Raw genomic sequence first — 21,474 nt, 5'->3', positions numbered from 1 at the left:
TATCCTTATTTACTTAAATATGTTTCAGTTAATGCAACCCAATATGACGCAGCAGGAACAATACATTTATCATTAAAATCATAACCAGGATTATGTACACTACAAAAACCAGGTTCATCACCATTGCCAATAATCATGTAACAACCGTTTGGATTACTCTCTAACATAAATGCAAAATCTTCACTGCCCATAAAAGGATGACAATTATCATGAACACGATCTTCTCCGAATAATTTTTGGGCAACGTCAAATGCAAATTTTGTTGCATCCGCACCATTATGTAAAACAGGACTACCATTGACATGCTCGATTTTAACGCAGGCACCAAAACTTTCCGCCTGAGAAGTGGCAATTTCAGTAATACGTTTAAGTAATAAAGTTCGAGTATCATTATCTAATGCTCTAACGGTTAGTTTCATAAGTGCATCGCTATTAACAACATTCGGCGCTTCACCAGATTGAATACAACCAATGGTTATAACAGCTTGCTCAAACGGAGAAACATTACGAGAAACAATACTTTGCAGTGCAGTGCCGATATAACATGCGACAAGGGTCGCATCAATTCCTCGTTCAGGCATGGCGCCGTGAGCACCTTTCCCTTTAATATTGATATGAATGGTATCGGATGAAGCCATAAGTGCACCGGCTCTAAAATAAAAATGGCCTTCTTTAAATCCGGGCATATTATGAATACCGAAAATAACATCACAAGGAAATTTTTTAAATAAGCCATCATCCACCATCACCTTTCCACCATACAATAACTCTTCTGCAGGTTGAAAAATGACATGTAACGTGCCATCAAAATTACGGGTTTGGGCAAGATATTTAGCTGCACACAGTAAAATAGTGGTATGCCCATCATGACCACAACCATGAAATTTGCCATGGATAAGACTGCTCCAAGGTTTTCCGGAGGCTTCAACTATAGGTAAAGCATCCATATCGGCTCGGATACCCATTTTTTTATTACTGGTACCATTTTTTAAAACACCAACGACGCCTGTTTTGGCTAACCCTCGATGAACCTCGTATCCCCACTCAGTCAATTTATTTGCAACCAAATCGCTGGTTTTATTCTCTTCAAAACCTACTTCAGGGTGCTGATGAATTTGATGTCGAATCTCAATAAATTCTTGTTCTGTTTTCCTAATTGTTTCCATAATATGTTGCATTTTTCGGCTCCTAATTAACCTGAATATCGTTTATGAAAAAAATAAAAAAAAGACAACTACACATCTGAGCCAAGATCAAAATGAAAAACAGCAGACAAATTAATCACAACACCTGCTTAGATGAATAAATATACAATACCCTCAATTTTTGCTGATGTCGATGATTTCTATCATGTAATATTTGAAAATTGTTATGTCAAACTTGTATTAAGATATGAATTTACGAAGAATAAGGATAGAATGCGTTAAACTAACCGCACTATTATCGATTCTAAAAAATAGAAATAGATTTGTCTAATAGAGATACTCTAAATTAATCTAAAAGTGTGCACTACCTTAACTAAATAATTTTATACAAATGAATAGAGATTATTTTTTTAGTTATACCGATTTATTTTAAATAACTTCTAAAAATTGGCTTGGCACATTATTCGTTAACCAAACCCCATTATCGGCTAAATAAAACTTAAAACCTTGTTGACACATTGCTAACGCTTTAATTCTTAAGACAATCGGTTTTCCATGACGTTTACCAACGGCTATAGCTGTTTTTTCATCAATTGAAATATGAACATAATGGCGTTCGCCTGCAATCAAACCTTGTTGAAAAATTGAATCAAGAAAATGGGTTGCTGTACCATGATACAAATATTCAGGCGGAGTTTTCTCATTATACGCTATATTAACTTGCTTAGTTGAATGCCCTTGTGCTGCACGAATTTTTAAATTATCTTCGGACAGAGTAAAGCGTTTTTTATCATTGGTTCTCACGACTTCGGTAATTAAATCTTGAGAAATTTGCATACCATGTTTCTTCGCTTGCCGAATTAAAACATCTATTCCAACCCAACCATTACTATCTAATGTGATACCTATCGCTTCTGGTTTATGCCTTAAGATATAGCTTAAAAATCTACTAATCTTCTCTAAATCTTTACTCGTACATTTAATATTTGATTTTTTACTCATGCACTTAATATTTGAACGGTTAAATAATAAGTTTGATTTTATCTTTTATTAAAAGTAATACAAGGTATATTATTAAAATATACGGCAAATTATCAAACATATATAATCATATCAAATGTAAAAATATTAATTAAATGGTATGCATGTCTAAATTATTTCTACATAAAATATCGACTAACTAAATTCAAAAGGTATGTGTTGCAATTATCAATAATCTTTTATCGATTTATTCTAAATAGTTTTTTACGTTAACCTATCAAAAGGATGATTAATTTTTTATATTTCAAAGTTAATTATATCGTTACCAATTTTATTTCTGTGCTGTTTGCTTTTTTTATCTGAATTAGATGTAATATTCATAGATTTGTTGATAAAATAGACAACAAATGTTTTTTAATTTAGGTAACTTCATTAGATGCCCTTTTTTATCTGGCTTTTTTAAATAGTTATTTAGAGCTTGTGGCACTATTGAGGTTATATTTACCGATAATTTTTTTAAGTTATTTTCTTTCATTTTGATCTGATAAGTAAGTCAAACACAGTTACTGTTTTATTTTGAAGCAATATAAATAAGTCTTAATTAGTATTTTGATAATTACTAAACCTGCTGCGCAAAGCTTTATATCCACTATTACTAAAAGAGTCGTAAATTTCGTTAGATGAGAATTAATTGACAATAAGATTAATAATTTGATAAAGGAGAAAGTAAGATGAAGAAGTATAGAAAATATTTAGCATTATTGTTTGTATGTATAGCGATACCTTTACTGTTGTTTTTGATTATTTTAATTACAAGTTTAATATTTTCAATTTTGTTGTATTTTAAAATAAATCAATTTGTAATTAACACTGAAGATATATATATAGCCTGCAAAATAGCTCCTTTAGGTATTCCAATCGGGATCTATCTTTGGTATTTAGAGTGCCGTCGTTTAGGAATTAATATGATTGGCAAATAATTAAGATCCCAGTCTAAAAACTGGGATTTTTTATATCAGTTACCTACTTCGTAAATTCCAACATCAATTTGTCTTTTTTAGTGGTATGGCTAGCTTAGCAGCTAAAATAAAGGGAGATTACTCACAATAAATACAGCAACATTTGGCATTACCATCTATTCCTACACATATGGCGGATATGACGATATATTTAAAAAAATAAGTCAGATAGCTTTATTGAAGGTCACGAGCTAATATTAGTACCGTTATTTATTTAAATTATGATGATCAGTTGTTTATTGGAACAGTGTATTTAATTGAGTGGTTTTAAAAATATTCCAAACTATTTTTTTTATCAGTTTATTGGCGTAATATAGTCGTTACGCCTTACTTAGCTAGCAAACTTATTTTTATTTAGGGGATACCTTAATTTTGCTAAAAGAGTAATTAAATTATTAAATAACCAAAAGGGGTTAATGATGAAATTAATAGTCGATAATATGAGTTGCCAACATTGTGTCAATACCATTACTAAAGCAATCAATGCTATCGATTCCAAAGCGAAAGTAACGGTAGATCTTGCTAAGCATGAAGTTGATATAGAAGGTGGTACAATCTCGCAAGAAGCAGCAATTGCAGCAATTAATGACGCTGGATTTGAATTTGTGGGTATTTCGTATTAGAAATTAATGATATCTACTTAAATATTAATAAATTTAGGCGATTAATTTAAAAATCGCCTTTTTTATATCACAGAATAATTGAAGAAACGCTAAAGCAAATTCTCTAGAAATTTTAATAGATTATGTTTAGTTTTTGTAAAAATTATTCAGGAGTCTATACCGTCACAAATGGGTGTGTAACTTAGTTAACGGTGGATACGGGATATACTCACTATAGACGCGAATGCAGCTATAAGGCTTGCGAAACTAAAAACATAAAAAACAAATCTTACAAAGTCTATTCCTCCAACACCATCTAATGCGATAATTATCACTACCACAATGGCTGCACCAATTGACTGACCTGTTGTTCTGGCTGTCGACAACATTCCAGAAGCAATAACAGTTCGATTTTTTTTAACATTAGTAAACATTTCTTTATCCCGACTCTGATTAAAATTGCTGCTGTAGCAAAGTAACGTCTTGAGGTATCGAAACCCTGTTTATGAAGATTTTTTATCATTCTAATATGTCTTTTTAAAAGATATTTATTTTAGATTGCTGTAGTCACTGGTTTATTTTTCACACAACACTAAAAGGTTGCACAATTTTTAAATAATCCATAATCATGTTTCGTCATTTGGTCGTGTAACCATTTTTCTATAAAGTAATTAAATGAATTTATTGCTAAAAATTATATTTATTACAATGCAATAAAACCAACGAATAAAATCGAAGTATTCATCGAAAAGATTGATACCTTAGTAAACTTAACTTGGGGATTTTTTAATAAAACAGGTTAATATTTATTAATAATGTTATACTTATCGATCTGTTTTTTGACATAAATAATGTTGTTTAAACCAATCTAATATGGCAATAAATTGAGATTTGCTTTAAACCGTTTTATATGGATATCAATGCAGGCAGATTTCCGAAGAAAAGTTCAGTGAAAGATAGAGCGGAAAATATCATTTATAATTTTGAATAATTTGATAAATATAGCTAAAAAAATATCTCGTAATAGTAAAAAAATTGTCCTCCAAATTGATAATGAAACGGTATAGACTCCTGAATAATTTTTACAAATATCACGGTTTTTTACTGAAACGTATGCGTTACCTGAAACTTTTTAACAAATTTGTTTTATGAAAAATTTCTTATTTTATTTAAAAGATTAATTCATCTTGACCTTTGTTACGGTGTTGGCATAATCATTTAAGCAATAATTGATTTTAAAAGGATTTATAAGATGAATAAAAAAATCTTACACATCACTGTCGTTTCAATGGCTTGGTTGGCTGCCGTTTTTGCTGTGAATGCTTATCAAATTGAATGTCCTAAAGCACTCAAAGTTAAAACATCTGTCGAAAACCTTCCTGATGGCTGGGAAGTTATTGAGAGTGAAGATAGTGCTTTATATGAACCTGCTAGCCTATCTGTTTTTTACAATAAACCCGTTAAAATGATAGAACAAAAGCCTCAAGAAACTTTAATCGGTCGTAAAAATTGGGGTAAACAGTTTGAGCTTACATGGCTGGTAAGTCCGCCTATTGAAGATGTGCCATTTTATGTCAATTGTAGTTATGACGGAAGTTTTATCCAATTGATAAAAAAAATTGATCGTTCGGTGAATATTTGCAAGAGTTTTTATTCTGAGGATAAATATGGCAAAGTAGAAAATAGTATTGTTTCACTTAACTGTACCAATAATGAAACAAACGAAACAAATAATTAGGTCTAAACTTTATTATCAAACTAGAATAATTAATAATCGAATTTATTAAAAGGGCAATTATAGCGATCCAATGTTTTTATGTAATTGTCGTAATTATTTTAATATTAATTGTTTTTCCTATTTATTAATAGCAAAGACAGTTTTTAAAGGAAACTAGAATATGAAAGGAAAAAGATTATACAGCGCTATGATAACCATCGCTTGTTTGGCAAGTGTTTTTACTGTAAATGCATATCAGATTGATTGTCCAAAAGAGATGACAATCAAAGTCAAAGTTGAAGAAATGCCAGATGGATGGGAAATTTCGGAAGATAGAACTTACACTTCATCTTTTTTTAATTTGGGACTTTTTTATGATAAACCCGCTAACAAAGCTTCATTGGTACCTGCAAGAGGCACAATTGATGGCCAACAACAAAAATTAGTATGGGAAGTGAATCATGTCAAAGATACCGCTCCTTATTATGTTGTTTGTCAATATGCGAGCGGAGTTGCAATCACCAAAAAGATTGATCTTTCAATGAAGAGTTGCTGGGCGCTCTATTCAGAAGATAAAGATACAAAACAAGGATCGCTCTACTGTAGTGTGAGTGAAGCAAAGAATCTGCATTAGTTTATTTGATGTACAAATCTTTCAATACAAAAATTATGATTGCATTGAAAGAGAGAGCAAAACCTTTTGAATCATGACCCGTATCTTTAAGGATTACTTCTTAAAGATAGCGTATTTGTGATTCATGTTAAATGTAATCGTGATTTTAATTCCTACGTTTTTGATGGTTATTGGTCTTTGAGTAATAAAAAAGCAATTCCATTAATTAATTGAAATTGGGATTGAGATAATTTTAGATATTTATGTCCTGTTGGTGTGTCGTTATGTTTAAAAATCATATTAACTCTTTTTTCGACACACCAGTTTCAGTATTTATTAAAAAATTTAATCTACCACCACTGATAAAAATGGTGCGTTGGACCAATTCCTTGACCAATGTTTAACTCATCTGCATGAGTAATTGCACCTTGCAAATAGTCTTTCGCTTGCTGTATGGCATCTTCTAAACCATGTTTAGGCAGCAGTGCCGCAATTGCTGCCGATAATGTGCAACCCGTACCATGAGTATTTTTAGTTTGAATTCGCGGTGAGACCATTCTAATCGTTTGCATTGGGGTTATTAAATAATCCGGGCTCTCTGGACTGGGTAAATGCCCACCTTTCATTAAAACTGCTTTACAACCTAATTTCAATAACTCATGACCTTGTTGTTGCATTTGATCTTCGTTTTTTGCTTCTTCACAATCGAGTAACGTTGCTGCTTCGGGAAGATTGGGTGTTATTACCGTTGATAAAGGTATTAATAGTTCACGAATAGCACTAACAGAGTCAGATTTTAACAGCGTATGTCCCCCTTTAGCGATCATCACCGTATCAAGCACAATGTTAGCAATAGGGTTATTGTTCAGCAGATGATAAACAGTCGTTACGATCTCTTTATTCATTAGCATTCCCATTTTCACGCTATCAATTTTTATATCGTGATATAGGGTATTAAATTGTTCAGCCACAAATGTAGGATCAATTGCCAATACACTATCAACGCCTTGGGTACTTTGTGCGGTAAGGGCGGTGATTACTGACATTCCATAGGCTCCGAGAGCTGAAAAAGTTTTTAAATCAGCTTGGATACCTGCACCACCACTTGGATCAGAACCAGCAATGGTTAAAGCAACGGTTGTCATAATATTACCCCTTATTATTTTTAGCTTGTTGGATTTTTTCAAGTAGCGATAGTGTGGCTTGTTGTATATCTTTTTGACCACAAATTGCCGAAACGACAGCGATGCCTTCAATACCACTTTGCAATATTGAGGTAGCATTATTGGCATTAATGCCACCTATTGCCACAGCAGGGCGCTGTTTTAGCGTAACTAATTGGGTTAATTGTGGCATGCCCATTGCTGGTGCGGCATCTTGTTTCGTGGTGGTAGGATAAATTGGACCAATCCCAATATAATCGACAAGTTGCCATGGGACTTCATTAAGTTGTTGGCGATTAGCGACCGAAAATCCTAGCCATTTGTCATTGCCAATTAATTTACGTGTGACATCAACAGGTAAATCGCTTTGCCCAATATGGACACCATCAGCGTCAATTGCTAGGGCTATATCAACATGATCGTTAATAAGTAAAGGAACACGGGTATCGCTTAACACTTCTTTTAATGCTAATGCTGCGTAATACCAATTTTTACCAGAAAATTCATGTTCTGATCTTAATTGAACGGCGGTTACCCCATTAGCAACAGCGATTTTTGTGGTCTCTACCATGCCAGTAATACCACCACATAAAATTGGATCTAGGACTAAATAGAGACTTAAGTCGAGAAGTTTATTCATCTGATTTCCTTATACTTGTGATGGGTTAAATAGTGAAAGCTGATCGATCAGCGATACTGCGTAAGTGCCTAACCCTTGTTGTTTGTTGGCAAGCTCTCCAGCTTTTTTCATCATAAAACAGGCTGACGCTGTAGCAAGTAAGGTATTAGATGAGCCAGCAATAAAAGCTGCAACCATGGCTGATAATGAGCAGCCAGTACCAGTAATTTTAGTTAATGCTATATCCCCGCCTGTGATGCTGTAAGTCTGTTTACCGTCAGTAATATAATCAATATCTCCGGTAATGCTAACGATGGTTTGATGTTTTTGGGCAAGCTGTTTAGCTGCATTTAAGGCCGATTCAGTAGAATCTTGACCGTCAGGACCTTTGGCAGATGAGTTATCACTATTTAAAGCTAATATTTCTGAAGCATTACCACGAATAACGGTAGGTTTATAACCAATTAATTGATGGACTATATCGGTACGATAAGCAAGTGCTGGTCCGACTGCGACCGGATCGAGTACCCATGGTATGTGATTTTTTTGAGCACTGGCAGCTGCTAATAACATGCTTTCTGCACTATTGCTATCAAGGGTGCCAACATTGATTAGTAAACTATTGGCAATTTGCACAAATGAGGCAACTTCTTGCTTAGCAATGACCATGGCTGGTGATGCGCCAATTGCTAATAATACATTCGCTGTAAAATTTTGAACCACATCATTAGTAATACAGTGTACTAATGGATGTTGTTGTTTTACATGATCGATAAAAGATCTTGCTTGGGTTATTTGCAGGGCTTGAGTGGCAGACATATTCTTTCCTTACAATAAGTTATAAAGTTAGCTTAGGGAAGAGTGTGCCAATTGAGGACTTTTAAGGCTTAGACTTCCCTACGCTGGTATAATCCAGATCAGGTTCAACGGGTAAAATCTCAGTTTTTTGTGGGTAACAAAAAACACCCCGAGTCAAAAGAGCTTTTATTATGGACTGACTAATAATTTAACACAAGTTATTGTAATAATTTTTCTATATCGGTTATGTCACGTCGGTCAGGTAAGAAGATGATGAGATGATCGTTCGTTTCGATGGTTAAATCCGTATTAACGATAATTACATCTTCACCACGCACTACCGCACCAATGGTAGCACCAGAAGGTAATTTTAAACCGTTGATATTTTTACCCACCAGTTTGGAACTCTCTTTATCTCCATGTGCAATCACCTCGACAATTTCAGATTCGCCCTGTCTTAAAGAGACCACTTTAACAACCGCCGATTGTCTTACATGGCTTAATAGCTCTGAAATAGTGGCATGTTGTGGTGAAATAGCAATATCTATAACGCTATCATTAATCAGTTCAAGATAGGCTTGCTTTTGGATTAAAACAATCACTTTTTTAGCGCCCATTCTTTTAGCTAACATGGATGACATAATGTTAGACTCATCGTCACTTGTTACAGCAATAAACAGATCTGTGAGTTCAACTTGTTCTTGTGATAGCAGCTCTTGATCTGACGATTCACCATGTAAAACCGTGGTATTAACCAGTTGTTCGGCAATTAATTCGGCACGTTCAGCGTTACGTTCAATTAATTTAACTTGATAGTCATTCTCTAAACGTTTAGCTAAAGCAATCGCGATGCCACCACCACCACTAATTATGATGCGTTTATAAGGTTTTTCTAGCCGCTGTAATTCACTTGTTACTGCTTTGATATTGCTAGGTGGGGTGATGAAATAAACCATATCACCCGCTTCAATGAGTGTAGAGCCTAATGGGCGAATAAAGCGATTTTTTCGATATATTGCAACCACTCTGGCTTCAACATGGGGTAAATGTTCTTTCAGTTCAGACAATTCGCTTCCGACTAAGGCTCCACCATAGTAAGCCGTCACTGCAACCAAACATACACGGTTATCGTAAAAAGAGGCAAACTGTAACGAGCCTGGATATTGTACTAACTGACTTACGTGATTAGTAATTAGATTTTCTGGAGCAATAATATGGTCGATATTAATGCAATCTTTATTGAAAAATGGATATTTTTCGTCGTTATATTCTGGTGCACGAATACGTGCGACTTTTTGCGGAATATTGAACATAACGTGACCTATTTGACAGGCCATCATATTCACTTCGTCCGAATTAGTGACGGCAACCAGCATATCAGCCGATTCAGCACCCGCACTTTCTAATACTTGTGGATATGATGATTTGCCACAAATAACCTGTAAATCAAAACGCTCTTGTAAAGATTGCAATTTATCATGATCTTCATCGACCACCGTTACATCGTTTTGTTTTTCGGTAACAAGGTATTCAGCTAAAGCACTGCCTGTTTGTCCAGCACCAAGAATAATAATCTTCATAACTAACCCATATATTTAGATGGCTTTAATCGTTATTCACTAACTTCGTTGATTAAAGCCAATCTATACTATTTTTTTGTGATAGTTAGCGATTTTAAGTTATAACTATCAATTTGTGGTTTAGCAGTTAATGGTTTATTTTGTTTAAAACAGTTTATTAAAATTGTTTATACAAAACCAATTGCGTCATAAACCTTTTTCAAGGTTGGTTCGGCTTTTGAACGTGCTTTTTCTGCACCTTCTTGCATGATTGAATGTAAGTAACTTTCATCATCACGATATTGGTGATATTTAGTTTGTAACGCTGTTAACATATCAATCACTTGAGCTGCCACTTCAGTTTTAAGGTGTCCGTACATTTTGCCTTCAAACTCTTTTTCAAGTTCAGCAATCGGTTTACCTGTAATACCTGTTAAGATATCAAGTAAGTTAGATACACCAGCTTTATTTTTTAAATCGTAATGTACGACTGGTGGTTCGTCAGAATCGGTCATTGCTCGTTTGATTTTCTTCTCAATGTCTTTAGGATTTTCAAGTAATCCAATCACATTATTGCGGTTTTCATCTGATTTAGACATTTTTTTGGTTGGATCTTGTAATGACATGACCCGTGCACCAACTTTAGCAATAAAAGGCTCTGGCACAGTAAAGATATCGCCATAAAGCGCATTAAAACGCATAGCAATATCACGCGATAATTCAAGGTGTTGCTTTTGATCGTCACCAACAGGTACTAAATTGGCTTGATATAATAAAATATCGGCAGCCATCAAAACTGGATAATCAAATAGACCCGCATTGATGTTTTCGGCATGGCGAGCTGATTTGTCCTTAAACTGTGTCATTCGACTGAGTTCACCAAAATAGGTGTAACAGTTTAATGCCCAACCTAGTTCAGCATGAGCGGGTACATGGGATTGTACAAAAATAGTGCTTTGCTTCGGATCGATGCCACATGCTAAATATAAGGCTAATGTATCAAGGGTCGCTTTGCGCAATTTTTGTGGGTCTTGACGTACAGTAATTGCGTGCTGATTGACGATACAATAAACGCAATCATATTCGTTTTGCAACGCTACCCAGTTTTTTAAAGCCCCTAAATAGTTGCCAAGTGTTAGTTCGCCTGATGGCTGAGCGCCACTAAATACAATCGGTTTACTCATAATTTATTCCTAATCTAGTTATTTTTTATCTTTGCTTATTATTTCTTAGCTTCAGCTTTAGGCTGAGGTAATAAGGTTAATATATCTTTAAAATCATCCAATAAAAAATCGGGATTGCTCGTTGCAATCGAGATGCCATAGTTATACCCATAAGTTAGTGCAACCGTCGGGCATTTGGCATTTTGTGCGGCAGTAATATCGTTTTTAGAATCGCCTACAAACAATAATTGATCGCTAAATAAACCAAAGGTTGCCATGACTTGGTATAACGGAGTAGGATGGGGTTTTAATTTAATAACATCACCACCACCAAGCACTAGGGAAAAGTACTCTTTTATGCCAAGCGACGATAATAGGGCAGGCAAAAATTGAGCGGGCTTATTGGTTACCAGTGCCAGTGGATATTGATTCTCATGCAGCGTTTTTAAGGTTTCTTTCACATGCGGAAACAGCTTAGTTTCAGCATCCATCACTTTGTCATAATGTTGATTAAACAGGGTTTTAGCTTGGGAAAGTTGTTCAGTTGATGGAACAACATTGATCGCTTTAAAAATGCGCTCTAACATTACATCAATGCCATTGCCAACAAAGTTTTTTACTTGTTCGTTTGTTATTGTGGGTAGTTTTAAATCTGCAAGCATGTTTTGTGCAGCAAGTGCAAGTCCTGGCACACTATCAACGAGTGTACCATCTAAATCAAAGGCGATTGCTTGAATATCTTGTAATTTATGCATGTGTTACTCCTGCTAACTGTTGGCGCATAGCGTCAATTACTGCTTTGTAATCGGGTTCACCAAAAATAGCTGAGCCCGCAACAAACATATCGGCACCCGCTTTGGCAATTTCGGCAATGTTGTCAACTTTTACGCCACCATCGACTTCTAAACGAATATCTCGTCCTGATTCAATAATGCGTTTTCTGGTTTGTTGTAATTTTTTTAAGGTAGATGGAATGAAAGACTGTCCACCAAAACCAGGGTTAACGCTCATTAATAAAATAATATCAATTTTATCAATAATATAATCTAAGTAATCTAAAGGGGTAGCTGGATTAAGCACAATACCAGCACTGCAACCATGATCTTTGATTAATTGTATTGAGCGATCCAAATGGATGGTCGCCTCGGGATGAATAGAAATATTAGTAGCACCCGCTTTAGCAAAAGAGGTAATTAATTCTTCAACCGGTGAAACCATTAAATGCACATCAATGGGTGCAGTGATCCCATAGTTACGTAACGCTTTGCAAAACATTGAACCCATAGTTAGATTGGGTACAAAATGATTATCCATTACATCAAAATGGATAACATCGGCACCAGCATCAAGTACTTTTTGAGTATCTTCACCAAGACGAGCAAAATCAGCGGATAGTATGGATGGTGCTATAATAAATTCTTTCATAACCTACCTCTAAATAATCAACTTTACATATGAGCCTACTCATGACTTTTTATATAAAGCTAAAATTTCATCAATCTTTTTTCTACTTCCACCAGCACAACTGATTGAACGACGCATTTCAGCTCGATAAAGATGACTCGCTTTATTATATAGCGTCATGGTGTAATCAGTATAATGGTTAGACACCAGTACGGGTATATTTTTTTTGTATGCCACTGTTTCCGCTAATTTTGACAAATTTTCATGCTCTTCAAAGCCAAATATATTGGAATAATAAGATGTAAATCCCCCTGATTTATTAGGTGGAATATAAGGTGGATCACAATATATCACCGAATTTTGTCCAGCCTTTTGCATCACTTCGTGATAGGGCGCACAAATAAACTCAGCTTTTTGTGCTTTTTCAGCAAAAAAGTAGAGTTCTTTTTCAGGAAAATAGACTGTTTTATATCGACCAAAAGGTACATTAAATTTTCCGTTAGTATTATAACGACATAAGCCGTTATAACCATGTCGATTAAAATAGACAAAGAGTAACGATCTTAAATACTGATCGTTGCTACCATTAAAAACATCTCGGAGTTGGTAAAATGCCTCAGATTGATTATTTTGCTCATTAAATAATGGTCTAAGATCATTAATAAATTGATCAGGGTTTGTTTTTAGTAGTTTGAATAGTGCAATTAAATCATGATTGATATCAGCTAAAATATAACTTTTGTAATCGGTATTTAAAAAAACAGAACCTGCGCCTACAAAAGGTTCAATTAATTGCTCCCCTTCTGGTAGATATTGCTTAATTGTGTCTACAAGCGCATACTTTCCTCCGGCCCATTTTAAAAAGGCTCGTTGCTTCTTCAACGGTTGCTCCTATTTTTTCGTTGCTAGTAGGATAAATGGACGATATCCTTTATTAATTTACTATTTTTTCTTTATTTACTTCTGCTCCAGATTTAACCCATGGTTTATCTTTTTGGAGAGCAGCGGGTAGTGATTTGATCGCTTTACGAGCCTCATCAAGTGATGAATAATTACCTTTAACTAAAATAAACCATTTACCATTGCTGTATTGAGTTTCATAAATCTGGTAATCCGTTATTTTATTTTGTGTAACAAATTTTTTTAAGCCCTCAGCCGACCTAGATGCAGTAATTTGAATCACATAATGATCATCTCTTATCCTAAAGTTTTTAGCTAAACTATTGTTGTCATCGTTTAGATTAGCTGTATTTTTAGTTGGTTTTTTTTCGCCATTACGATTGGCATTTGACGCCACATTTGGATTATCAGTTGAATTTATACTATTACTGCTATTTTCAGATGGTTTTGGCACATCAGGTTTAGATGGAGTTGATCTTTCTGAATTCGCTAAAGCATTATCAGGTGTCTTACCATTATCTGTAACATTGCTTTGCCCATTGTGAATAGCATTAGTTGTATCCGTTTCATCTGTTGAAGCAACACCGTTAACCACAGGAGGCGTTAATGGCGTTGGTTCGCTTGTTTGTGAAGGTCGGAAAATAATCAAGCTAAGTAATAAAAAAATAATTAGGATTATTAAACCGCAAATAATAAGTTTTTTCTTTGGATAATTTTGAAGAAAATCTGGCCATTTTAATGGGAGCATTGAATCCTTGTTAGGTTGTTCTGATATATAACGATCGTCTTTATCTACACGCATATTGACTCCTTAACCTATCAAAAGATTTATAGCCTCACAAAGCACCATTATTTCTAAAATAAGCGACTTAAATTTGCTCTATTTTCTCAATAATATAACTTGCAACACCTTTAGCACTTTGTTCATCAGTTTTGATTGTAATATCCGCAATTTCTTCATAAAGAGGTTCGCGCTCTCCAGCAAGTTCTTCATAAAGTTCTCTTGGAGTATTGCTACCTTGTAAAAGTGGGCGACGTTTATCTTTTTGAGTTCTAGCCATTTGTTTCTCAATGGTTGTTTCAAGATAAACAACAATGCCACGAGCCGATAATCGATTGCGCGTCTCTTTCGATAGCACTGAACCACCACCAGTAGCAAGTACTACACCTTGTTTTTCAGTCAATTCATTAATGACTTTTTCTTCTCTGGCTCGGAATCCGTCTTCACCCTCTAAATCAAAAATCCATGCAATATCAGCGCCTGTACGTTTTTCAATCTCTTGGTCTGAATCAAAAAATTCCATGCCTAGCTGTTGTGCAATCTGTCGGCCAATTGTGCTTTTTCCTGCCCCCATTGGGCCAATTAGAAAGATATTTCGCTTTTCTGCCATTGTAGTTTCATCATCTATTAATTTTGGTTAAAATATACAACACAACGTTAACGTTCTATGATTTATTTAATCATTTACATTGTTAACGGTGTAACTTTTCTTGGATCTCCGTCTAACGACAAAAATTTAGGTCGGTAATTATCTCAATAGATAGTACCTTTTTGCAATAAGTATTTATAATAGTTTTTAGCTTATTCCTGCTTGGTGTAAATCATGAATATTTAATGCGCCTACTAATTCACCAGCACTATTAACCACAGGTGCTGCAGTAATATTATGATCATTAAATGATTTTAGTGCTTCGACCGCTTTCCAATTCTCAGGTATTTGAAAGCCAGGGCTAGTCATAACAGCGCTAATGCTATCTTGCAATGTACCATTTTTGAGCAATAACCGGCGTAAGTCCCCGTCGGTAAAAACACCAATTATTTTATTATTATCCTGACAGATTGCAACTAAACCCACTCCAGTACGGCTTAATTCTAACATGGCGTCTAATACGGTTGCAGTGTGTGGTACTTTTGGAATTAAATCACCTTGTCGCATGACATCTTTAACATGGTTGAGTAATTTAGCCCCCAAACTACCCGCAGGATGAGAGCGAGCAAAATCCTCTTCTTTAAATCCACGTGCACGCATCACAGCAATAGCAAGCGCATCACCCATGAGTAGCGTATTGGTTGAGCTTGAAGTCGGTGCAAGTCCCATTGGGCACGCTTCTTCTTCGATAGATATATCAAGCACAGCTTGTGCTGATTTAGCTAACGGCGAATCCAATCTACCCGTAATTGCTATTACAGGTACGTTCATTGATGAAAGTATCGGTAAAATAAAATTAAATTCCTTTGCTCGTCCAGAATATGAGATAAGAATCGCTACATCATTTTCAGTGACCATACCTAAATCCCCATGTAAGGCTTCAGATGGGTGCATGAAAAAAGCGGGGCTACCAGTACTGGCTAATGATGCTGCAATTTTTTTTCCAATATGCCCCGATTTTCCAATACCTGATACCACGACTTTCCCTTTATTCGATAAAATAAGCTGACAAGCTTCAACAAAATCTTTACCTAGTCTATCGGGTAATTTTTGGGCTTCATGAAGTTCTAATTCAAGAAGTTCTCGACCATATTGTAACAATTTGTTCATATTTACTAACCTAATGTAATTAACTATAATTAAATCATAATACTATAATCGATAAAAAAGAGTAGCTGATTACAGTCAATCATATGGCTAACAGTGTATCAATTAACTATACAAGATTCAAAAAAAGAAAGTTTTTATGTAAAAAAGTTTCAGGAGAAGATAACGTTTCAGTAAAAAATTATTGATGAATTTACCCTAAAATCCTAAAGCAACTTTTATCCCCAAAGTTATTAAAATAATACCTAATAATTTATCGATAATAATTTGTATTTTAAAGTATCTTCTTTGTACCGCTTGTGTTTGAAATATATAGACAACAAAAGGCCACCAAAAAACAGCTTCTATCCAAATAATAAGTGCTACGAGTAATTTATCCATTATTGATGAATCGGCATTCAATACCTGAGTGAAAATTGCTAAGAAAAATAATGTTGCTTTAGGATTAAGTAGGTTGCAAAACAGGCCTTGCATAAAGGCTGTTTTAGCAGAAATACATTTATTGTTTGATTGCTGTGTAAGATAAGTTGTACCGGTGTTTTTTGCTAATAACGCTTTTATTCCGATCCATAACAAGTAAGCTGAACCCGCATAACGTAACCCATTATAAAGTATTGGTGTTGTTGCAATGAGTATGGCAATACCTGCAACACAATAACTCATATGAATTAATATCGCCATAATTACGCCCAGACAAGACATCAACGCAGTTTTTCGGCTATAACTTAAACTGTTTTTTAAAATCAGAAAGAAATCTGGTCCAGGTGAAATCATCCCTAAAAAACTGATAGTCGTGACTAAAATTAATGTATCAGCCGTCATTTTGTACCTATTTAAATAGTTGCGCAGAGTTATTTATTGTTGCAATTTTTGATTTATTTTGTTCAATAAATTGTTTTTTATTGAAATTTGGCTCAGTTAGGTAATCTGTTAAAAATTTAGCATTACTTTCAACTTGTGCGCCATTTAAAATTAAACGCGGTAAATCAATTTGGTAGATGACTTGATCGGGCGTTTTATGTAAATTTTCACTCTTAGCATTGGTCAGTAAGTAAAGTTTACGCTCTTTTTCTGATAGGCGATTAATTGTTGCTGTGCCTGCACCCATCATTAAATGGTCGGGGAAAATATAAAATACAGTATTATCTAATAATCCATTATCTTTTAAGTGTCGGATAAATTGTCCAACATTATAATCGAGTGAAGCTGCAACAAATGACATATTATCATTTTTAGGTGATATAACTGACTTCATGCGCTCATCATTAAAACCATTCGGCGCATGAGTTGAAACTGTTGAAATAAATAACGCAAATGGTTTACCTGAGTGATTCATCTCGATAATTTGTTTTTGAGCTATATCTAAAATATCCTTGTCATATAATCCAAATGGGGCATTAGGGTATTGACCAACATAATTTTCTTCCGAGACGATTTGCATACCAAATAACCCTGCCGTATGACCAATTCCAGCAAAATTAGGACCCGCCATTACATAACGTGTTTGGTAGCCTGCTTGCCTTAATACATCACCCAAGCTTACTAATTGTGTTTGATCTGCTTTCATTAATGGGGAAGTTGTGTATCCTCCAATTAGAAACGGCATGCCTGTCATATAAGTATACATTGAAGCGGTCGTCCAACTACTGCCAGCACTCATTGGCATATTAGCAAAGAAAGTATAATCTTGGCGTAACTGTCGTAAGTTGGGTGTAATTTCTTCAAAATCTAAAAAACCTTGTTCAAAGGATTCAAGAGATAAAACAATAATATTTTTGCCCTTTTGACTCACAATCTGATCTTTGGTTGGATAATCAACCATATTTAATGATGCTAGTGCTTGTTTAAATGGTTCGCGAGGTGCACTTGTTACTTGATATATTTCATATAAACGACTTAAAGGGCCGTTATGGTAACTTATTGAGATGATTGCAAGAATGGCAAATAATAAGCGGATAAATAACCGACATTTACGTTTGCATAGATTGGCTAATTTTGACAATAAAAATACCAATCCCAAAAAGACAGTAATGACTAATACTGCTTGCAGTTTGAAAATGAATAACCCTTCAATGATATCATTTACATTTAAATTCACATAAAACTGATAGTCAATAAAACCTCCACTAAAGTAGACAGAGGTGAGTTCCATCACGATAAGAACGGTCATGAATGTGATGGTCACTAATTGCCATTTTTTTTGTTGAAATAGTGAAGCAAAAATAATAGTTAATACCAAAAAAGGCAAAATAACGAGCGTAGATAAGGGCATAAAACGTATTACTCAATAATCAATTTTGGTAACAGTATATACATAATACTAATAAATAAAAAAGTGCTATTGTAATTTTGTGATAATCAAAATTGATTTGCTATGTTACTTTTATAATTACTTAATTATTTATTTCTATATAATAATCTACAGGTAAAATTGATTTATGTTAATTAAATAATTGGCAATTAACTTTTTTAGTTTGAATATTAACCTCATCAAGTAAAAAGGAATAATTAAAGGTGATGATATGAAAAAATTAACTATCTTTGTATTGTTTATGTTTAGTCCGTTACTCTCCTTTGCTAAAGGACCTGATTGCTATACTTGGCCTATGAATATGACCGAAGGTTGGCTAAAAAATATGAATATTGTGGATATTGTGGATTTAGATGAATCGAAAACTCAAATTACCCAATTAGCATCACAAGAGATCGAAAAAGGTTTATATAATCAAATTTATCATTTTGTTTTCTACGATATAAAAGGAAATAGTTACGAAGTTATTACTCAAAATAATGCTTCGGACGAAGAATGCTCAATGAGTCAGGTCAATCATTACTTAGTATCACAAAGTAATGTACATTAATGGCGAATATAGCATTATATTAGTAAATTCAATATTTTTAATGCTTGTTATAAAGTAACAAAGGAATTTTAAGGTAATAATATGAGGAAACTTTCTATTCTAATGCTGTTGGTATCACTTCCACTGATGTCCCACGCCCAAGAGCCTGATTGCAAAGCTTGGTCTTTAGATAAAGCCAAAGAGTGGTTAAAAAGTAGTAATATTGTTGATAGTCAAAACTTAAGTGAATCAAAAATGAGAATCACACTTTTAGCGACTGAACAAAAAAGTAAAAATCTTTATACACAAATTTATCATTTTATTTTTTATGATAATCAAAATAAAGCTTATGATGTGATCACTAAAAGTAATGCCTCTAAAACAGAATGTTTTGGTGACGTAGATAGTTATTTTATTTCAAAACGCCAGATCAACCATTTAAACTAAACAATTAAATTAAAAAAAGATTTAATCCATTAATGTTCAATTTTACTTGTCAAGGAAACAGGTAAAAATAAAATTAAAACATAAGGTTATAAAATGAAAAAATTTTTTCTTATTGTAGGCGTAATGTTATGGTCAACATACTCCTTTGCTAAAGCACCCGATTGTGCTTCTTTTCCGATGAATACTGCCGCGACATGGATGCAGAATGAAGGCATACTTGCTAAGGAGGATATAGCTTCTTCAAAAACTAAAATAAATTTATTGGCATCAGAAAAAAAGATTAATACCAATAAAATGATTAAAAAGAAGTTTATCTATACAAATATCTATAATTTCGTTTTTTATGACGATGATGGCAAAAGCTATCAAGTCATCACTAAAATTGATACAGTTGAATCACCTAAAAATAGGACTGATTGTTCGTATGGTGGTTTTAGCGAATTTTATTTTGTCTCAAAAGAAGGAGCCTTTTGAGACTTAAAATTGTAACTCTTAGTAGTTTTCAACGATTAGGGTAATAATAAAAACGGTCTTATTGAATTACCGTTTTAATATAAATTTTTTTTATAATTAAAAAAAAAGATTGAAATAATATGCTGATTAAGTGAGGATAATTGCTAATGATGATTTTTTTTAAATCAGTTCAGTTCAGTGCAGTAAAGCTTAATAGTTAATGCAATTAATAACTAGGAGTCAATATGTTCGGTAAAGATATGACCATTGCCACTTATGATAAAGAATTATGGGATGCAATTAAAGGTGAAGAGCAACGTCAAGAGGATCATCTTGAATTAATCGCATCGGAAAATTATACCAGTCCTCGAGTAATGCAAGCACAAGGATCGCAATTAACCAATAAATATGCCGAAGGTTACCCTGGCAAACGTTATTATGGTGGTTGTGAGTATGTTGATATTGTTGAGACTTTAGCGATTGAGCGAGCAAAAACTTTGTTTGGTGCTGATTATGCTAATGTGCAACCGCATTCGGGTTCACAGGCTAATTTTGCCGTTTATATGGCATTATTAAAACCAGGTGATACAGTACTAGGCATGAATTTGTCAGAAGGCGGGCATCTAACACATGGTTCACCTGTAAGTTTTTCTGGTAAATTATATAATGTCGTTGCTTATGGTGTTGACGAAACTGGCCATATTGATTATGAACAATTAGAAAAAATAGCCTTAGATTCAAAACCTAAAATGATTATTGGTGGGTTCTCTGCTTATTCAGGCGTGGTCGATTGGAAACGTATGCGCGAGATTGCTGATAGTGTCGGAGCGTTCTTGTTTGTGGATATGGCGCATGTGGCAGGTCTAGTTGCAGCAGGCGTATATCCTAATCCAGTCCCTTTTGCTCATGTCGTTACCACGACAACTCATAAAACATTAGGCGGACCACGTGGAGGGTTAATTCTAGCCAAAGGTGGCAGTGAAGAACTTTATAAAAAATTAAATTCGGCGGTTTTCCCTGGTGCGCAAGGCGGGCCTTTAATGCATGTGATTGCCGCCAAAGCTGTAGCCTTAAAAGAAGCGATGGAACCAGCCTATAAAGAGTATCAACATCAAGTGATTAAAAATGCGCAAGCCATGGTTGATGTAATTTTGAAACGTGGTTATAAAGTGGTTTCAGGCGAAACGCAAAATCATCTATTTTTAATTGATCTAGTCGATAAAAAAATTACCGGTAAAGAAGCTGACGCCGCGTTAGGTAGCGCAAACATTACGGTAAATAAAAATAGTGTACCAAAAGATCCACAAAGTCCATTTGTAACTTCAGGTGTGCGTATCGGTTCACCAGCCATTACACGTCGAGGTTTTAAAGAAGCAGAATCACGTGAGTTGGCAAATTGGATTTGTGATGTGTTAGATAACATTGATGACGAGCAAACCATTCAAGCGGTAAAAGCTAAAGTGTTAGATATTTGTCGCCGTTTACCGGTTTATCAACATTGATTGACTATTATT

At 34.4% G+C, this 21,474-nt stretch carries 24 protein-coding genes and 1 riboswitch; of the genes, 8 read left to right on the top strand and 16 right to left on the bottom strand.

The window, feature by feature from the left end:
* Positions 1–5: 5 nt before the first annotated feature.
* Together AC5LW9_RS11890 and AC5LW9_RS11885 are read right to left on the bottom strand one after the other, a co-directional pair.
* Positions 6–1,178, bottom strand: coding sequence for a M20 aminoacylase family protein (locus tag AC5LW9_RS11890; RefSeq protein ID WP_493455963.1), 1,173 nt, complete (start codon positions 1,176–1,178; stop codon positions 6–8).
* A 396-nt stretch (positions 1,179–1,574) separates the two neighbouring features.
* Entirely contained in the window at positions 1,575–2,147 is a 573-nt protein-coding gene (locus tag AC5LW9_RS11885; RefSeq protein WP_493455962.1) for an RNA 2'-phosphotransferase, read from the bottom strand.
* 710 nt (positions 2,148–2,857) lie between these two features.
* Here AC5LW9_RS11885 and AC5LW9_RS11880 point away from each other — a divergent pair.
* Positions 2,858–3,106 carry a hypothetical protein gene (locus tag AC5LW9_RS11880; RefSeq protein ID WP_493455961.1) on the top strand — a complete coding sequence of 83 codons (249 nt, stop codon included), beginning with the start codon at positions 2,858–2,860 and terminating at the stop codon, positions 3,104–3,106.
* Positions 3,107–3,564: 458 nt separating this feature from the next.
* Positions 3,565–3,768, top strand: coding sequence for a heavy-metal-associated domain-containing protein (locus AC5LW9_RS11875; RefSeq protein WP_198226913.1), 204 nt, complete (start codon positions 3,565–3,567; stop codon positions 3,766–3,768).
* Positions 3,769–3,953: 185 nt separating this feature from the next.
* On the opposite strand, the gene AC5LW9_RS11870 is transcribed toward AC5LW9_RS11875, so the two are convergent.
* Positions 3,954–4,181: a hypothetical protein gene (locus AC5LW9_RS11870; protein ID WP_493455960.1), complete on the bottom strand. Its 228-nt coding sequence runs from the start codon at positions 4,179–4,181 to the stop codon at positions 3,954–3,956.
* Positions 4,182–4,999: 818 nt separating this feature from the next.
* On the opposite strand from AC5LW9_RS11870, the gene AC5LW9_RS11865 reads away from it, so the two are divergent.
* Together AC5LW9_RS11865 and AC5LW9_RS11860 are read left to right on the top strand one after the other, a co-directional pair.
* Positions 5,000–5,485 carry an STY0301 family protein gene (locus AC5LW9_RS11865; RefSeq protein WP_493455959.1) on the top strand — a complete coding sequence of 162 codons (486 nt, stop codon included), beginning with the start codon at positions 5,000–5,002 and terminating at the stop codon, positions 5,483–5,485.
* 160 nt (positions 5,486–5,645) lie between these two features.
* Positions 5,646–6,098, top strand: coding sequence for an STY0301 family protein (locus AC5LW9_RS11860; protein WP_493455958.1), 453 nt, complete (start codon positions 5,646–5,648; stop codon positions 6,096–6,098).
* A gap of 329 nt (positions 6,099–6,427) precedes the next feature.
* Here the strand turns inward: AC5LW9_RS11860 and thiD are convergent, their stop codons facing one another.
* The 13 genes from thiD to AC5LW9_RS11795 form a co-directional block, all read right to left on the bottom strand.
* A complete protein-coding gene (gene thiD, locus AC5LW9_RS11855) occupies positions 6,428–7,222 on the bottom strand; it encodes a bifunctional hydroxymethylpyrimidine kinase/phosphomethylpyrimidine kinase (protein WP_493455957.1) in 795 nt (264 codons plus the stop codon).
* Between the two features lie 4 nt (positions 7,223–7,226).
* Positions 7,227–7,880 carry a thiamine phosphate synthase gene (thiE, locus tag AC5LW9_RS11850; RefSeq protein WP_493455956.1) on the bottom strand — a complete coding sequence of 218 codons (654 nt, stop codon included), beginning with the start codon at positions 7,878–7,880 and terminating at the stop codon, positions 7,227–7,229.
* Positions 7,881–7,889: 9 nt separating this feature from the next.
* A complete protein-coding gene (gene thiM / locus AC5LW9_RS11845; protein WP_493455955.1) occupies positions 7,890–8,678 on the bottom strand; it encodes a hydroxyethylthiazole kinase in 789 nt (262 codons plus the stop codon).
* Positions 8,679–8,736: 58 nt separating this feature from the next.
* Positions 8,737–8,839: riboswitch (TPP riboswitch) on the bottom strand.
* Positions 8,840–8,875: 36 nt separating this feature from the next.
* The gene (gene trkA / locus AC5LW9_RS11840) at positions 8,876–10,237 is read right to left on the bottom strand and encodes a Trk system potassium transporter TrkA (RefSeq protein ID WP_039127547.1); all 1,362 of its coding nucleotides are present in this window, start codon (positions 10,235–10,237) and stop codon (positions 8,876–8,878) included.
* A 167-nt stretch (positions 10,238–10,404) separates the two neighbouring features.
* Positions 10,405–11,400: a tryptophan--tRNA ligase gene (gene trpS, locus AC5LW9_RS11835; protein ID WP_493455954.1), complete on the bottom strand. Its 996-nt coding sequence runs from the start codon at positions 11,398–11,400 to the stop codon at positions 10,405–10,407.
* 38 nt (positions 11,401–11,438) lie between these two features.
* Complete coding sequence (locus AC5LW9_RS11830) at positions 11,439–12,134, bottom strand: phosphoglycolate phosphatase (protein ID WP_493455953.1); 696 nt, start codon at positions 12,132–12,134, stop codon at positions 11,439–11,441.
* Positions 12,127–12,804, bottom strand: a complete 678-nt coding sequence (gene rpe, locus AC5LW9_RS11825) for a ribulose-phosphate 3-epimerase (RefSeq protein ID WP_198226935.1) — start codon at positions 12,802–12,804, stop codon at positions 12,127–12,129. Before rpe ends, AC5LW9_RS11830 begins: the two co-directional genes overlap by 8 nt.
* A 39-nt stretch (positions 12,805–12,843) precedes the next feature.
* Positions 12,844–13,665 (bottom strand): Dam family site-specific DNA-(adenine-N6)-methyltransferase, encoded by an 822-nt coding sequence (locus AC5LW9_RS11820; protein ID WP_039127536.1) that lies wholly within the window; start codon positions 13,663–13,665, stop codon positions 12,844–12,846.
* Between the two features lie 52 nt (positions 13,666–13,717).
* Entirely contained in the window at positions 13,718–14,485 is a 768-nt protein-coding gene (locus AC5LW9_RS11815; RefSeq protein ID WP_198226937.1) for an SPOR domain-containing protein, read from the bottom strand.
* Positions 14,486–14,552: 67 nt separating this feature from the next.
* Complete coding sequence (aroK, locus tag AC5LW9_RS11810; RefSeq protein WP_039127531.1) at positions 14,553–15,074, bottom strand: shikimate kinase AroK; 522 nt, start codon at positions 15,072–15,074, stop codon at positions 14,553–14,555.
* Positions 15,075–15,260: 186 nt separating this feature from the next.
* Positions 15,261–16,223 (bottom strand): arabinose-5-phosphate isomerase GutQ, encoded by a 963-nt coding sequence (gutQ, locus tag AC5LW9_RS11805; protein ID WP_086326159.1) that lies wholly within the window; start codon positions 16,221–16,223, stop codon positions 15,261–15,263.
* A gap of 195 nt (positions 16,224–16,418) precedes the next feature.
* On the bottom strand, positions 16,419–17,042 hold the full coding sequence (locus tag AC5LW9_RS11800; protein WP_334323809.1) for a LysE family transporter: 624 nt from the start codon (positions 17,040–17,042) through the stop codon (positions 16,419–16,421).
* 7 nt (positions 17,043–17,049) lie between these two features.
* Entirely contained in the window at positions 17,050–18,492 is a 1,443-nt protein-coding gene (locus AC5LW9_RS11795; protein WP_493455952.1) for an LTA synthase family protein, read from the bottom strand.
* Between the two features lie 250 nt (positions 18,493–18,742).
* Here AC5LW9_RS11795 and AC5LW9_RS11790 point away from each other — a divergent pair, with 250 nt between their 5' ends.
* The 4 genes from AC5LW9_RS11790 to glyA all read left to right on the top strand — a co-directional run bounded on the left by AC5LW9_RS11790 (position 18,743) and on the right by glyA (position 21,462).
* Positions 18,743–19,081 (top strand): hypothetical protein, encoded by a 339-nt coding sequence (locus tag AC5LW9_RS11790; RefSeq protein WP_198235701.1) that lies wholly within the window; start codon positions 18,743–18,745, stop codon positions 19,079–19,081.
* 81 nt (positions 19,082–19,162) lie between these two features.
* Entirely contained in the window at positions 19,163–19,507 is a 345-nt protein-coding gene (locus tag AC5LW9_RS11785) for a hypothetical protein (protein ID WP_039127517.1), read from the top strand.
* A gap of 93 nt (positions 19,508–19,600) precedes the next feature.
* Entirely contained in the window at positions 19,601–19,981 is a 381-nt protein-coding gene (locus AC5LW9_RS11780; protein WP_493455951.1) for a hypothetical protein, read from the top strand.
* Positions 19,982–20,205: 224 nt separating this feature from the next.
* Positions 20,206–21,462: a serine hydroxymethyltransferase gene (gene glyA, locus AC5LW9_RS11775; protein ID WP_493455950.1), complete on the top strand. Its 1,257-nt coding sequence runs from the start codon at positions 20,206–20,208 to the stop codon at positions 21,460–21,462.
* Positions 21,463–21,474 lie beyond the last annotated feature (12 nt).

It is taken from the genome of Gilliamella sp. LMG 34360, from assembly GCF_984568995.1.
Note: the sequence above shows the minus strand (reverse complement) of the source record. Positions and strands in the feature narration are given on the sequence as shown.